The organism is Sporolactobacillus inulinus, assembly GCF_006539285.1.
Taxonomy (GTDB): domain Bacteria; phylum Bacillota; class Bacilli; order Bacillales; family Sporolactobacillaceae; genus Sporolactobacillus; species Sporolactobacillus inulinus.
Map to the genome: position 1 here is coordinate 1 of NZ_BJMS01000037.1, position 14,265 is coordinate 14,265.

At 45.5% G+C, this 14,265-nt stretch carries 13 protein-coding genes, 1 pseudogene and 1 riboswitch; of the genes and pseudogenes, 4 read left to right on the forward strand and 10 right to left on the reverse strand.

The window, feature by feature from the left end:
- Window positions 1–140: 140 nt before the first annotated feature.
- The 8 genes from SIN01_RS06915 to SIN01_RS06955 all read right to left on the reverse strand — a co-directional run bounded on the left by SIN01_RS06915 (window position 141) and on the right by SIN01_RS06955 (window position 10,178).
- Entirely contained in the window at window positions 141–1,502 is a 1,362-nt protein-coding gene (locus SIN01_RS06915) for an aspartate kinase (RefSeq protein WP_010023617.1), read from the reverse strand.
- Between the two features lie 278 nt (window positions 1,503–1,780).
- A complete protein-coding gene (locus SIN01_RS06920) occupies window positions 1,781–2,542 on the reverse strand; it encodes an SDR family NAD(P)-dependent oxidoreductase (protein ID WP_010023619.1) in 762 nt (253 codons plus the stop codon).
- Between the two features lie 33 nt (window positions 2,543–2,575).
- Window positions 2,576–3,730: a pyridoxal phosphate-dependent aminotransferase gene (locus tag SIN01_RS06925; protein ID WP_010023621.1), complete on the reverse strand. Its 1,155-nt coding sequence runs from the start codon at window positions 3,728–3,730 to the stop codon at window positions 2,576–2,578.
- A 303-nt stretch (window positions 3,731–4,033) separates the two neighbouring features.
- A complete protein-coding gene (locus SIN01_RS06930; RefSeq protein ID WP_029548086.1) occupies window positions 4,034–5,602 on the reverse strand; it encodes a Vga family ABC-F type ribosomal protection protein in 1,569 nt (522 codons plus the stop codon).
- A gap of 461 nt (window positions 5,603–6,063) precedes the next feature.
- Complete coding sequence (locus SIN01_RS06935; RefSeq protein WP_010023624.1) at window positions 6,064–6,618, reverse strand: serine O-acetyltransferase; 555 nt, start codon at window positions 6,616–6,618, stop codon at window positions 6,064–6,066.
- 354 nt (window positions 6,619–6,972) lie between these two features.
- A complete protein-coding gene (locus SIN01_RS06940; protein WP_010023625.1) occupies window positions 6,973–8,139 on the reverse strand; it encodes an amidohydrolase in 1,167 nt (388 codons plus the stop codon).
- A gap of 293 nt (window positions 8,140–8,432) precedes the next feature.
- A riboswitch (SAM riboswitch) is annotated at window positions 8,433–8,536 on the reverse strand.
- 184 nt (window positions 8,537–8,720) lie between these two features.
- Window positions 8,721–9,410 carry a VIT1/CCC1 transporter family protein gene (locus tag SIN01_RS06950; RefSeq protein WP_010023626.1) on the reverse strand — a complete coding sequence of 230 codons (690 nt, stop codon included), beginning with the start codon at window positions 9,408–9,410 and terminating at the stop codon, window positions 8,721–8,723.
- A gap of 21 nt (window positions 9,411–9,431) precedes the next feature.
- A complete protein-coding gene (locus SIN01_RS06955; RefSeq protein WP_010023627.1) occupies window positions 9,432–10,178 on the reverse strand; it encodes a VIT1/CCC1 transporter family protein in 747 nt (248 codons plus the stop codon).
- A gap of 565 nt (window positions 10,179–10,743) precedes the next feature.
- On the opposite strand from SIN01_RS06955, the gene SIN01_RS15560 reads away from it, so the two are divergent.
- Complete coding sequence (locus tag SIN01_RS15560) at window positions 10,744–10,872, forward strand: hypothetical protein (protein ID WP_272947212.1); 129 nt, start codon at window positions 10,744–10,746, stop codon at window positions 10,870–10,872.
- A gap of 30 nt (window positions 10,873–10,902) precedes the next feature.
- Window positions 10,903–11,190, forward strand: a complete 288-nt coding sequence (locus tag SIN01_RS06960; protein ID WP_010023628.1) for a DUF5316 domain-containing protein — start codon at window positions 10,903–10,905, stop codon at window positions 11,188–11,190.
- A 4-nt stretch (window positions 11,191–11,194) separates the two neighbouring features.
- Here SIN01_RS06960 and SIN01_RS06965 read toward each other — a convergent pair.
- A pseudogene (locus SIN01_RS06965) lies at window positions 11,195–11,526 on the reverse strand (DUF6176 family protein).
- A gap of 58 nt (window positions 11,527–11,584) precedes the next feature.
- Between SIN01_RS06965 and SIN01_RS06970 the strand changes: the two are divergent.
- On the forward strand, window positions 11,585–12,175 hold the full coding sequence (locus SIN01_RS06970) for a GNAT family N-acetyltransferase (RefSeq protein WP_010023630.1): 591 nt from the start codon (window positions 11,585–11,587) through the stop codon (window positions 12,173–12,175).
- Window positions 12,176–13,038: 863 nt separating this feature from the next.
- Window positions 13,039–13,452: an IS200/IS605 family transposase gene (gene tnpA / locus SIN01_RS06975; RefSeq protein ID WP_010023633.1), complete on the forward strand. Its 414-nt coding sequence runs from the start codon at window positions 13,039–13,041 to the stop codon at window positions 13,450–13,452.
- Between the two features lie 108 nt (window positions 13,453–13,560).
- On the opposite strand, the gene SIN01_RS06980 is transcribed toward tnpA, so the two are convergent.
- Complete coding sequence (locus tag SIN01_RS06980) at window positions 13,561–13,983, reverse strand: VOC family protein (RefSeq protein ID WP_010023635.1); 423 nt, start codon at window positions 13,981–13,983, stop codon at window positions 13,561–13,563.
- Between the last annotated feature and the right edge of the window lie 282 nt (window positions 13,984–14,265).

Genomic DNA, 14,265 nt, shown 5'->3' on the forward strand with positions numbered 1-14,265 from the left:
ATAATTAGCGGAAGTTCCCTTACAATTACGAAAGTTCCACTTTTATGCCGTTATCATCGTCCCAGCAAGGCAAAATTATAAATTGTCTTTACCTATAAAAAAAAGCCCCGATCCGGAGCTTCTTCCATTGCTTATTCCGCTCATACTTTAGCAGTCGAAAAAAATTCTTCGTAAAGGGCCTGTACCGCCCGATCTTCAACAGCTTCCTTAACGCCGAACATCATGCTCGTTTCCGATGAACCTTGATTAATCATCTCAATGTTAATATGAGCATTGGCTAATGCCATTGATGCGCGTGCGTTTGTACCGACCTTTTGTCTCATCCCTTCGCCCACCATCATGATCAGCGCAAGGTCGTGTTCAACATGAACTTCATCGGCGTGAAGTTCCTCGATGAGACGCGCGGTAATCTCCTTTTCAAGCGTTTCATCAATCTGGCTTTGGCGAAGAATAACCGTCATATCATCAATCCCCGAGGGAATATGTTCAAAGGACAAGCCATAGTCTTCTAAAATACAGAGCACCTTGCGTCCGAATCCGATTTCCTTATTCATGAGGTATTTGCTGATGTATATGCTGCAGAAGCCGTCGTCACTAGCAATTCCGACAACCGGCCCGTTCGTATTTTTGCGTTCGCTCACAATTCTCGTTCCTGGAGCCTCCGGATTGTTGGTATTCTTCACGTTGACCGGAATGCCTACGCGGAAAGCCGGGATCAGTGCTTCATCATGAAAAACAGAAAAACCGCCATAAGAAAGTTCGCGCATTTCACGGTACGTCAGTTCGCAAATTTCTCTCGGATGAGAAACAAGATGCGGATTCACCGCATAAACGGCATCAACATCGGTGAAGTTCTCATAGAGATCCGCTTTTACCCCATTTGCCAAGATCGATCCGGTTATATCCGATCCGCTGCGCGAAAATGTAACCACTTCGCCGTCGGTATTATAGCCAAAGAAACCTGGAAATACGATAATTCCCGGCTGATCGCGCAATGCGTAAAGCCGTTCATACGATTCAGGGAGCACCTGCGCGTTGCCGGGCTCATTGCTGACAAGCAAACCTGCTTCTTTTGGTGAAACATAATGAGCATTCAAGCCTTTATGTTTAAAGCAGGCAGCAACAAGCTTGGCGTTATTATCCTCGCCGCTCGCCTTAACCGCTTCAATAAAGGCGGATGGGTTGGTCTTGTCGCTTGCAAGCAGACTGAGCAGATCATCTTTGACTTTTCTGATAATTGTATCGGCAAGATGAAGTTCTTCAGCAATGCTTTGGTATCTGCCGACAATCGTATCGACTAGATCATGCGTATCTTCACCTTTCAAACAGCGTTCAGCGCAGCTGATCAAAAGGTCGGTTACTTTTTCATCGTCCGCATAGCGTTTTCCAGGAGCGGATACGACGACGATTTTACGTTCAGGATCTGATGAAACAATTTGATATACTTTTTCGACTTGTACTCCGGAAGCCAGTGAGCTTCCTCCAAATTTAACTACTTTCATGAAGCAACAGCAACCCCTACTTATTTGATTCTTTCCGCAAATGTCTTTTCATTATTACTCTTTTCAGAAAAATTTTCAAACCCTTTTTCTACTTTTTCTCGAATAATCAGTGACAAAATTGGAAGAAGGGGTAAAAAAACGTCTGTCCATCCAATTATTCTGAGTGCGGACGCTCAGATGACTCACATCACAGAGCGGTTCGGTACCAGTAGGCAGCTGCTTCAACTTCCTCCGCGTCAGCCCTCTTGTCCTCTTTTCCTCGACATCTCTAGACTTTCTTACAATGAAATAAAGTCGTTCACATCATAAACTTTCCCATTCACTAACGGTTCATTTAATATCAAGTTGACTAACGTACCTGCAACCGTTGCAGGTGGACGCAGCTTACCGTTTTCTTTAAAGCCTACAAAAGTACTATGGTCGGCGAATGCTTCTGCTGCTGTACTTCGGATCGTTTCCTGCATCTCAGTATCCATAATTCCCGGACTGAAGGCGATCACTTTATGCGGCAACCCGGCCTGTTCCTGTTCCAGCCCTGCTGTTTTCGTATGCATATCAATCGCCGCTTTGGTCGTGCAGTAGACGCCCCAGCCATGGATCGCCCGTTCTGCGGCACCGGAAGTCACGTTGACAATCACTAGTTCCGTTTTTTCACCGTCCAGTTGCTGCAGTATGCGGTTATTGATTAACATCGGCGCAAGCATATTTAATTGAATGGCTTGCTGAATCGCTGGGGCATCTAAATAGCCCAACCGTTCAATCGGTTCCACAGTTCCCGCATTATTGACCACATATACTTTTTCGGGTTTCTCAGATGAGATCCGCGCACAGACCTGCTGCATGGCGGATGAAACATCGGATGCATCTGCAAGATTCGCTGCAACATGCACATAATGCCCGTTGCTCCCTTTAATGAGTGCATCAATGGTCGCGTTGATGCTGCGGGAGATGCCGATCACCCGAATCCCGCGCTCAAGCAGGATACGGCTCGTCTCATACCCGAGTCCGCGTGATCCGCCGGTAACTATTGCTAACTCCATCACGTATCCCTCCTGGTGATTCATTTCCACATCTTACAACCGATTGACAAACGCTTCGATTCGGTCCATACCCTCTTTAATCTTTTGCATCGACGTTGCATAGGAGATGCGGACGTATCCCGAAGCATGCGTCCCGAAATGGTCACCGGGAACGACCGCAACATGCGCTTCATCGAGCAGACGATCACAGAATTCCTTTGCGGCAAGTCCCGTTTTTGTAATGTTCGCAAAAAGGTAGAAGGCACCCATCGGTTTAATCGAAGACAGACAATCAATCGCATTAATCCGTTGATAAATATAATTACGCCTCTTTTCATATTCAGCGACCATCATTTCACGGTAATCCGCTCCGCGGGTGAACGCCTCGATCGCCGCAAATTGGGCAGAGGTATTCACGCAGCTCCAAACGTCCTCGGTAATTTTCGTCATCTCTCGAATCAAATTCAGCGGTCCGGTTGCAAAACCAACACGGAAACCGGTCATCGCATGGGTTTTCGAGCAGCTGTCGATAATCAGCGTGCGTTTCTTCATTCCAGGAAAAGAGGCGATACTTGTATACGTTCTTCCATCAAAGAGAATGTGGCGATACACCTCATCACTGATCACAACAAGGTCATGTTTCACCGCAATCTCAGCAATCGCGCGCAGTGATGCTGCATCAATCACACTGCCGGTCGGATTGCTCGGTGAGTTTAGCAGAATTACTTTTGTCTTCGCAGTGATTGCCTTTTCAATGGCAACCGGATCAATCACGAAATCATGCGCTTCATCGACATCAATCGCAACAGGCTTGCCACCGCAAAGCACGATCTGCTGCCCGTAATTACTCCAGTACGGCGAACTGAAAATGACTTCATCCCCAGAATTCAAAAGTGTGGTCAAACCGAGAAAAAGCGCGCCCATGCCGCCCGTTGTCACGAGACAGTTTTCCGTCTCATAAGAAACACCGATGGCCTCTTTGAGGTATGCTGCATAAACCTCCCGCAGTCTTGTCATTCCTGCGCCAGGCGCATATTTGGTTTCTCCATCATCGAGTGCACGTTTGGCTGCCTCAATCACATTCGGTGCTGAATGAAAGTCCGGTTCACCAACCGCAAACGAAATGACATCATCAATACGCGCGGCACGCACCATCATATCCCGAATCGGCGATGGATGGATGGCGGCCACTTTCTTTGAAAATTCCACGTAACGCTCCTCCAATTCTTAATAACCTTTCTCTATACTATCAGTAAATAGATTCGAGCGGATAAACAAAAGATGCTTTAAAATAAATTTTCACAGCCAATGCATCCCGGTGCTTTGGGAAAAACATGCATTGTTTAAATAAAGCGCGTTGTTATCCAGAATCCTAATTGCCGTGCGACAAAAAACGAGCGGTGGGCATTCACCCTTCCTCCGCTCATTTTTATGCGTTACTAGCTCTGCTTTGATCGACTCGCTTTATCCTATTTAATGCATCATTGCCCGTCATCGTCTGCCTTTTCTCGCTTACTTCTCAAGCTTTTTCTTTTCTTTTAAAAGCTTCTGGAACGCTTCCTCCAATTCAGACGATGGTTCAAGACTCAACCGGCTGAGCACCTCAGTCATCTTTGTATCAATAATCAGCCGCTGGTCCTGCTTCACGTCGTGTTTCTTCCTCGGTTTACGGTTTCGGAACTGCCGATAGCTTCCTTCGAAAAGGGTGATTTTCTGATTACGGATCTCAAGCACCCGCGTCGCGACACGCTCAATAAAGCGACGATCATGGGAGATGAAGATCACGGTTCCTTCATAGTCCTTAAGCAGTGATTCAAGCGCTGAAGCGGCTTCCAAATCAAGATAGTTCGTCGGTTCATCCAGAATCAGTGTATTCATCTCGCTTAAAAAGAGTTTGGTTAGCGCGACTTTGACGCGTTCACCACCGCTAAGTACGTCAACCGGTTTTTCGACAGCATCGCGGTAAAAATGCATCCGTGCCAGTACCGTTCGAATCAAGGTTTCACTCTGTTTGGATGAGACACGGACATTCTCAAGAATCGACTGTTTTTCATCTAAAATGTTCAAGTTCTGACTGAAATAAGCAATTTTAACCGAAGGCGATTGTGAAATTCCTGCTTCTTGGTGAATGATTTTTTTAATCAGTGTCGTCTTCCCGCTCCCGTTCGGACCAATGACTGCCAGTTTCTCGCCGCCGCGAATAAGAAAACGTGCACGCTTCCACAGCACCCGTTCGCCAATCTGCCCAGATACATCCTTCACGCGAAAAATGATTCGGTTTTTAAATGCATCGGCATTGGGCAAAGCCATTTTGATCGGTGCGGCTTCTTTAACCTTATCAACCTTTTCCAATTGATCCAGACGGGTCTCAATGGAACTCGCCGTTTTCTGCAGCTTCTTCTGTTTTTTTGCGAAATAGGGCCGTGCACCTGTAATCTTTGATTCGGATGCACTCACATGTTTCGGCTTTTTCGTGGCCCGCTCAGCTTTCCTCACCTTTAATTGCAGCGCGTCCTCCAGTTGGCGCTTTTTTTTCACATATTTTTCATAAGCAAGTTGCTGCTCGGCGCGTTGGGCTTCTTTTTGTTTTTCGTAGGCGCTGTAATTGCCCGTGTATTTCGTTAGCTTCCCATCCTCAATCTCCCAGATTGTCGTGCACAAGTGGTCGAGAAAGGCACGGTCATGCGACACAAGGATCAATGCGCCTTGCCAGGCATTCAATTTCTTTTCCAGCCACTCAATATGCTCAAGATCAAGATTTGTGGTTGGCTCATCAGCGAGCAAGAGTTCCGGCGCCCTAAGCAGCGCCTCCTGAATGTATGCCTGCGTCACTTCACCGCCGCTTTTGGTCGTATCCGCGCGTTTCAGCTGAGGCAGCAGGTCACATGATACCCGTTGGATCACGGTTCCTTCCTCCGGAGTCAGCTTTTTCGCAAGTATATTGAGCAGTGTCGTCTTCCCGCTTCCGTTTCGTCCAACCAGACCGATCCGATCCTTCTCATGCACGTATAATTGATCGATGGCAAACAGCGGCCGATCTTTGACCGAGTGTTTGATCTTCATTGCCTCAAGTAAAACCATTGCATCATCCCCATTTTCATTCAATATCCGGGGACAGAAAAATGCCCCCTATCCGGCTTCAGAATAGGTGGCATCACTTTGGTGAACAGCAAAAAGAGATCCACTCTTTTTGGGCACGAGCGAAGAAAACCATCCTACTCTGAACATCCGGCTGAAGGCATGAAGACAGAAAATACCTGCTGTTTCAACGTCCTTCAGTTATCAGCTTCAAAAATAGGATTAGTTTTTCATCGGCCCTTGGTTCACCCTTCCGTTCGTTTGATTATCTTTAGTTTAGTTAAACGCTCTCCGTTTGTAAAGTCCGACCGCCTCTGAGCACTTATCTGCATTCGAGGATCATGAATTTTTGACACATGCTGCTTTTCAGTTGACGTTCCTTGCCTTGTCAAGGTTGGGCGTGATCATGAAGCTCCGCCAGTTGGGAGATGCCTTTTGATGAGACGTGCTGAACGGCTGAGTTCTTACTTCTTCCTTAAATTTACTGAGGGGGAATGTCGTGTATAGATGATTTTATCGCTTTTGATGATGTGGGCCGGGATGCCGACTGCCCGAGCAATATCTGGGACATCCTTTAAAACGACAGCGTTTGCTCCGATAATTGCGCTGTCGCCGACTTTGATCGGCCCAACCACTTTGGCACCGGCGCCGATATAAACATCGCTGCCGATGATGGGACCAACATCAGGATGTGTTCTGTGATGAGAATTTTCACCAATCGTCACTTGCTGAAGGATCGATACGCGCTCGCCGATGACCGACCGTTCGTGGATGACAACTCCATTGCCGCCGTGAGCTAAGTAAAGACCCGCACCGATTTTGGTACTTGCAGGGATGTCCGCACTGCAAAACCCCTTTGCAATAACTAAATTCAAAATCTTATAACTCCACCAAAGCAGCCAATGAAACACCGGGACTTTAAAATCTTCGTACAGCCAGTTGCCAAAGCGGTAAATGGTGAGTACAAGTTTTCCATTGACCCGATCATTCGCCTGCATATCGATTCGCCATTTTTTCATCCAACCACCAAACTCTTGTCTTTTTCCATTACTGATGCATCATCCTTTCATTTTTTAGATAAACTTTGCTCATCTGCAACTTTCTGCCCACGATCCTAAATATAAAGATACAAAAAAACACCTTTCTAGGTGCTGTCCGATTACTATGAATAACAATGGAAGAAGCGCTCATCTTTACATTAGCAGAATTTTCAGATTGTGTAAAACGATCTGCTTTATCCGCTCAATTCAGGCTACGCTTTAAAGCAGTGGCGACTTAACCACATAATGAGCCACTCGTCCAACACGGCTGGTCCCGGCAAAACTGGCGCTCGACCCCGGCTGCATGATCGATCCGAACACATCGTTAAAAAATCAGGATAGAAGCGTTTCACCATCGCTTAAGCCCCTTTCAAAATAGGCTTTGACTAATGCAATGAAAAGAGGAACGGATGTTTCAAAGGCTTTCGGATCCGCCTTAAATTTGCTGTTATGCACCGGATAGTCCGAAGAAACACCAACATTGAAAAAGGTGCCGGGAATCACCTGTTGATAGGATGAAAAATCTTCGCCGCCCATACTTGGATTCAGAGGAACAACATCAAAGTTCTGCTCCTTTGCTACAGACGCAACCAGTTTCGTTAAGCGGCGGTCATTCACCACGGCCGGCGCACCATCCACCCATTTAAATGCACCGCTAATGCCATTGGTAGCGGCTATGCCACGCGTCACCTCCTGCAAACGGGCTTTGATTTGCCCGCGAACGCTTGGCGCGTATGAGCGAACCGTCCCTTCAAGCAAGGAGGTACTCGGTAGGACATTCCATGTCTTTCCAGCTTCAATGTGTGTAATCGACACCACACCTGGTTCGAAAGGACTGATATTGCGGCTGACAATTGATTGAGCGGCACCGATCAACTGTCCTGTCGCAACAATCACATCATTCGCATCTTCAGGATGAGCGGCATGCCCTCCTTTTCCTGTAAACGAAACAAAGAAGCGATCAACCGCGGCATTCAAATTGCCTTCTTTTATACCAACAACGCCCGCCCGTAGTTCTGTATTGACGTGAAGACCAAAGATCGCTTCCACACCCTCTAAGATGCCGGTCTGCACAACCTTGTCGGCACCATGATCGACTTCTTCCGCCGGTTGGAAAATAAGCAAGACTGTTCCGTTCAGCTCATCTTCAATTTTTTTCAATTCGATGGCTGTCGCAAGTAAATTGGTTAAGTGAAAATCATGACCACAGGCATGCATCCGATTGGGATACTCAGAAGAGTAGGGCAGCCCTGACTCCTCGTTAATCGGCAGCGCATCAATATCCGCTCGAAGCGCAATCAATGGTCCGTCATGCTTGCCACCGATCTTTGCGAACACACCAGTATCCAGCGGGTTGGGCAAAAGCTCAATTGCGTGCTTGGTCAGCACCTGTTTGATTTTTTTCGTTGTTTCAAATTCGCTGAGCGCGAGTTCCGGATGGCGATGAAACCACTGAAAGAGCGGTTCTAATGTTTGCAAAGTTTCCTTAATCTGAGTCATGTCACTCCTCCTCATACGTCAGTTTTTGCAGAAAAGCTTGCGTGCGCACACGTTTGCTGTTTTCAAAGCGTTCTTTTGGCTTTGAATCCTCGACCAGTTCCTCGTTCTTCTCGAGACGACACTAAGACTTTCCGTTACATCTTCAAGTACGGTCTTATTTTTGAACAAATTATTATGTTGGAACACCATGGAACTTTGCCCGCGAACGCTGCCCTTACACGAATCGTGTACAGAAAAACGGCTATTTTTCTTGAGTCGAAGAAAAATAGCCGTTGCAACGTTCGCTACTATTATTCTTATCTCTCAGAATGAATCTGCTGGATGTGACACCATACATCGTGCAAATGCTGGTTGTCGGGGTTCATTGGACCAGTCCCTCCCCCGCTCTTGATAAGAATGATTCAGTTGGTGTATTGAGTGTATCTAAAATAATTGCAAGCGTCAAGATTATTCTTAGTATTTTTATCCGAATAATTTAATTAGGCGCATCCATTGTCACGAATTCGTTGAAAAGAGCGGGACTACAGCCTCCTTGCGCCACAACCCTAACCCGCCTTTAAATCATGACGGGCACGCCGCCTTCAAACAATCAGCACACCGACGTAATAATGGATCAGCATTGTAACAATCCCTATGATCACATTACGAATAATCGCTTTTTTAACAAATCCTCGGCCAAGCTTCGCGCCAAGAAACCCGGTAAGTGCTACGGACAGAATGACTGCACCGATTGTTCCCGGCCATTGCGCGTTTCCAGGAAGAAAGGTAAGGGCGAGAAGGGGCAGGCAGCCGCCCATCGCCGCAGAGATCAAAGAGGCACATGCGGCAAACCAAGGATTCATATAATGACCCAATTGAATGTTGTGCTTTACGTCGACAACGGTTTGTAGTGGGCGGCGTACCATCAGTTCTTGGGCAATCGCGTACGCTGTTTTGCTTGTTACCCCTTTCGTTTGATAATAGTCCGCAACCTGCTGCAGCTGGAGCGCACGATTGCTTTCAAGCAGTGACCGTTCTTTTTCCACAACCGCATGTTCCGTATCTTTTTGCGTACTAACCGATGCATATTCTCCTGCTGCCATTGAGAACGCGCAGGCAATCAAGTCGGATAATCCGGCGATCAAGATTGTGAAGTGGTTCGTCGTTGCCGCACCCACACTGAACAGCACGCCGACAACGGTCAAGATTCCATCATTCGAGCCGAGCACGCCGGCTCTTAGTGTATTTAATTTTTCACTCATGGTCTGTTTCGTTACCTTACTCTGAATCAATGAAACTCATCTCCTGAATCCTTAGGCAAATAGACTTCCGATAAAGTAAGTGACAAGCATCGTCAGCAAGCCCGCCACTACATTGCGAAAGACGCTGCGGGATCGATTGGTGCGCGCCAAGGCAGCGGCGCTGTACCCTGTAATCATGAGCGCGAATACGACAGCGAGCATCGTTCCAATGGTCTTCCATTGAGCGGGCAACAAGGTCATTGCCATAAGGGGAAGCAATGCTCCCAGTGTAAACGACAGCATCGAAGCCAGTGCGGCCGCAAACGGACTTGTGAACTGTGCTGGATCAAACCCATATTTCTCACGAACGACCGTTCCGAGCGGATCACGCGCCATCATTTCTTGAGCCGCATGTTCAGACAGCTCATGAGAAATCCCCGACGTCTCCAACCGCTTGCAAATGTATTGATACTGTTGGTCATAATTTGTTGCCAATAATTGCTTCTCTTTTCGTGTCGCTCGTTCCTGAGCATCGCGTTCCGAATGGACCGACACATACTCTCCCATTGCCATCGAGATATTTCCCGCAAGCAAGCCACCGATTCCGGCTATAAAAATCGCAAAATTATTATTTGTTGCTCCGGCAACGCCTAAAACAATGCCGGCAACGGAAATAATTCCATCATTCGCCCCCATCACGCTCGCGCGCAGGACGTTAACTTTCTGAGCTAATGTACTTTTACGAAAAAATTTTTTTAGCGTCTCATTCTCTTTCAATCTCAGTTTCAATTTTTCGACGTTATTCTCCATCATTGACATGACTCTGCGCTCCCTTCCAATGATCACTATTAATAAAAGCTCTAATTTTCATCGAGGAAACATTTATTCTATACATAAAATTGTAGCACTTGTTATTAGAAATTCAAGCTTTTATTATCATTTATATTTTTTAATTGATAATGATAATCACAATTAATTACGCCGATAACAAAGAATGATTATCATTGTTAATCGCCGTATTATAGGATTATTTCGTTAAAAATCACAATTAAGAATGAATGAACTCAGAATCAATCCAGATGATTTTATATATACTATTTATCAATTAATAATCATTACTTTATTATATTCAAAAGGAATTCACGTTTTGTCTTATCGTTTATAATTGAGAATTAAGCGAGGACATGAATTGCTGCTGTTCCACGTAATAAAATGGGGGACCACCTCGAAAGATGATGCAGAGGAATCGGAAATCTCAACGATGCATTCGTTATCATGACACCACCGAGGCAGCATTTTTTCCGGCAATCATGTATAATAGATTGTAAATACAGAAAAATCAGTAAGAAAATCGTAATGATTTGTTAATGCAAAGGAGTGCAGCATGTTCGAATCGAACAAGAACAGAAAAGACAATTTCGATCGCGTATTTATCGGAAAACCAGGATGTATGTCCCTGATCGTCGTTGCAGCGGTAGCGTTCATTGTCTATGCCATTTTTATCGCGCACTAATCTCCCAACAAAACACTTGAGGTGAACCAATTGAAATTCTTTGCAACCGGATTAACCATAGCCATACTGCTCTTTATCATCGGCGCTCTATCGCCTTTTCGTGATTTCTTCGCAAGCATTGCCGCCGTCATCGGTATTGTTTGTCTGCTTATTTCCGCTCTAGCTTCCGGCGCATTAGTCAGTGGCGACCGCAACCGTGCGAACACCGCAACTGAAGACAAGAAAAGCAGGAACGAACGAACCGGTATGATGAGCCGCTTGTTTCTTTTAGGCCTTCCCAATTTCGTTGCTTTTATCGCTCTTCTATGGATTGCATAGTCCTTTAGCTCGTCAACCGCCGTATTCGCTTGGGGATCATCTCAACCTGCGGTGCCAGCGTTGGTACATGAACGGATTCAATGATACATTCGTACCAATAGTTTAGATGAACGCAGTCGATTTCGTGATTCAATTCTTCGACCATCGCTCCGCCTTCGCTTTGAATCGAGAACCAATACAGGAATTCATCATTGGCATCCTTTTCGCGAAAAATCGCTTCGACGTCATTTTCAAAGTCAGCAGGACTTCTGGCATCCAATTCAGACATACCAGCCGTTCATGTACCTTTTTGTTTTGCCATTTTTTCACACGCAAGTTGCTCAATTCTGTTTTAATTTGGAAAAAAATCTTGTTGATCGAACGAATACGCATCGTAAATCAAGGAGGATCCACGATGAACATTAGGCCTTACCAAACAAAAGATGAAGAAGGCTGGCTTCGCTGCCGCGTCCTTGCTTTTTTACATACTGCTTATTACGACGATGTTTATCAAAAGAAACCAACCTATGAAAATCCTTCAATTGAGCTTGTCGCAGTTGAAAATGGCCAAGTGGTTGGTTTAATTGATGTGGAATATGAAACGGAGATAAGGACGGTTTGTGCCGCCTGCTCTTCGCTTGGCGGCATGATCTGGCATATGGCGGTTCATCCCGACTTTCAGAGACGCGGCATCGGCAGGCAATTACTGACCGAAGCAGAAAAACGTTTGAAAGCAAACTCTATTGTTCAGATGGAAGCCTATACACGCGATGATGCATGGGTTAACAACTGGTACCGAAAGAACGGGTTTCATGAAAAAAGCGATTATTTACACGTATGGATCGAAGGCAGCGAGCTTCAAGGAGTTATTGAGTCAACAGCAGAACACTTAAAGCCGCAGATCTGCTTTGCCCACTACACAGGGATGCATCCCGATCGTATCAAAACAAAGTTCAGCCGCGTGCATGAATGCCGTTGCTATCGGAAGAACATCGAAACAAAGTAAATACATACCTGCAGCCAGCCAATCCATTGCATGGTTCTTCTTTTAACGTCCTACCAACAAAAGCGCCCTACAAAATGGAATTTCCCTAGGGTATATAAGTAGTTTGGTTTATTTTTTCAGTTCATAAGTCAATTGTTCCGACAGATAAGGATTCTCCTGTTGAATAGAGACATCCACACGTTCACTATCTTTTGGCACATCAAATTCTTTCATCATGAAAAAGTTTTGTGCGATGATATCCTGAAGAAAAGCAGGCTGCTGCCAATCGATTCGGTACGAGCGATTTGTTTGATTGTCGGTGTTGAACAGCGTGTTTGAATTTCCAGCAAGCGGCGAAGTCTTTTACAATCGACTGCTCAGGGACATGCTGTGAGGATTCAGTTCGGAAACGCTCACCCATGACTGCTTTGCATGTTGAGATAACGCTCGAAAACCCTGCTTGTACTGTACCATGATCAACGAAGGTTTAACGTTTGCCGGGCTGTAGTCAATCTGCTCATCCCCGATCAAGACAAATTTCTGTCCGCCTTCATAAACAAGATTAAGAGAAATACGTATGAACTGTATCCGCTGAGGAAGCTTGGAATGAAACGTTTGATTGAGCTCACGTTCATACGCTTCTCTTGATAAATTGTGTTGACTCTTTGAGGTTACCTTTAAATAATGAGAGGCATGGGAAACAGACTTACCCTTCAACTGATTGAGCTGTTTCGAGTTGGTTTTGCTCGCCAATGAAAAAAACGAATAGCCAAAATTGGATTGCTCTGCGTTGCGTCCAACTGGATCACCTAGTTTCAGCAGATGTTTCTGAATCTGAAGCGTCTTGGGATCGACAATCAAAGCAGTTGTTTGAGGTGTTGCATATGTTGATATACGGAAGAACTAATGTCTATGATTTCAACTTCCATTTAGTGTGGCCGACTAAATATCGCAGAGAAATTTTCACAACAAATGAACGACATGATGAGATGAAAAATATCTTACTTTCAATTGCAGAAAACAAAGGAATAAGTGTTGAACATATTGAAATTATGCCAGATCATGTTCACATGATGATCAGTTTTCCGCCAAAAATGGCACCAGCGAGTGTGGTTAAGTCTTTGAAGGGAGTATCGGCTAGAATATGGTTCAAAAATCATCACGAAACGAAAGATAAACTTTGGGGAGGGTATTTGTGGACGCCCAGTTTCTTCATGTCTACGATTGACAACGTGTCTAAGAAAATTGTAGCTGAATATATTGAAAACCAGATGCAAAAATCCGCTAAAAAGAAATAGACACAAAAAACGGGTGGCCGATCGCCAATTCATTCCGTGAATCACAATTCACGGGCTTTCTTGACTGCCACCCTTTGTAAAGCTTTCCGTGCGCCAAGTCGACGCAATTCAACGCTTAACTTCTGTTGAAATCTGCCATGTAACGCCAAACTTATCTTTTACTTGTCCGTAGGAAGGACTCCAAGGCGTTTCTTGAAGTGGCATGAGCACATCGCCGCCTACTTGAAGTTTCTCGAATGCAGCCTTTGATTGGCTGACTTCATCGAGAATAAGTGCTACATCAACTTGGTTTCCCAGCTGATAAGCATCACCCGGGAACGTGTCTGACAGCATAAGAACGGTATCACCGACTTTTAGCATCGCATGCATGACCCGATGCTTCGCTTCTTCAGGGAGCGGAAATTCCGGGTTGGACGGCATTTCACCAAATGTCTGGACGCCAACAACCTCTGCGTTCAATGCCTCTTCATAAAACTTAACGGCCTCTTGCCCATTGCCATTCATTCGCAAATAAGGATGAACGCCACTCATCGCCTACACCTCTGCCTTTTTTAGATTTTCTATGTACCAGGAAACAGGAACGTACATTCATAGATCTTACCCTATATTTCTCATGGGTCAAACGCTTTTATCTTTCCCAAGTCTTCCCGTTCAAATTCAGGAGCATAGGATGAAGGACATACCTATTTATTTATACCCGGCAAGGCTCGATTAAAAACATGCGTTGTTCTGTTCCTTTAATACGCCGCTTCAAGAATGTCTCACCTGCAAAACAATTCTTCGAAACACTTGATCCAGATCATGGCATTTGAT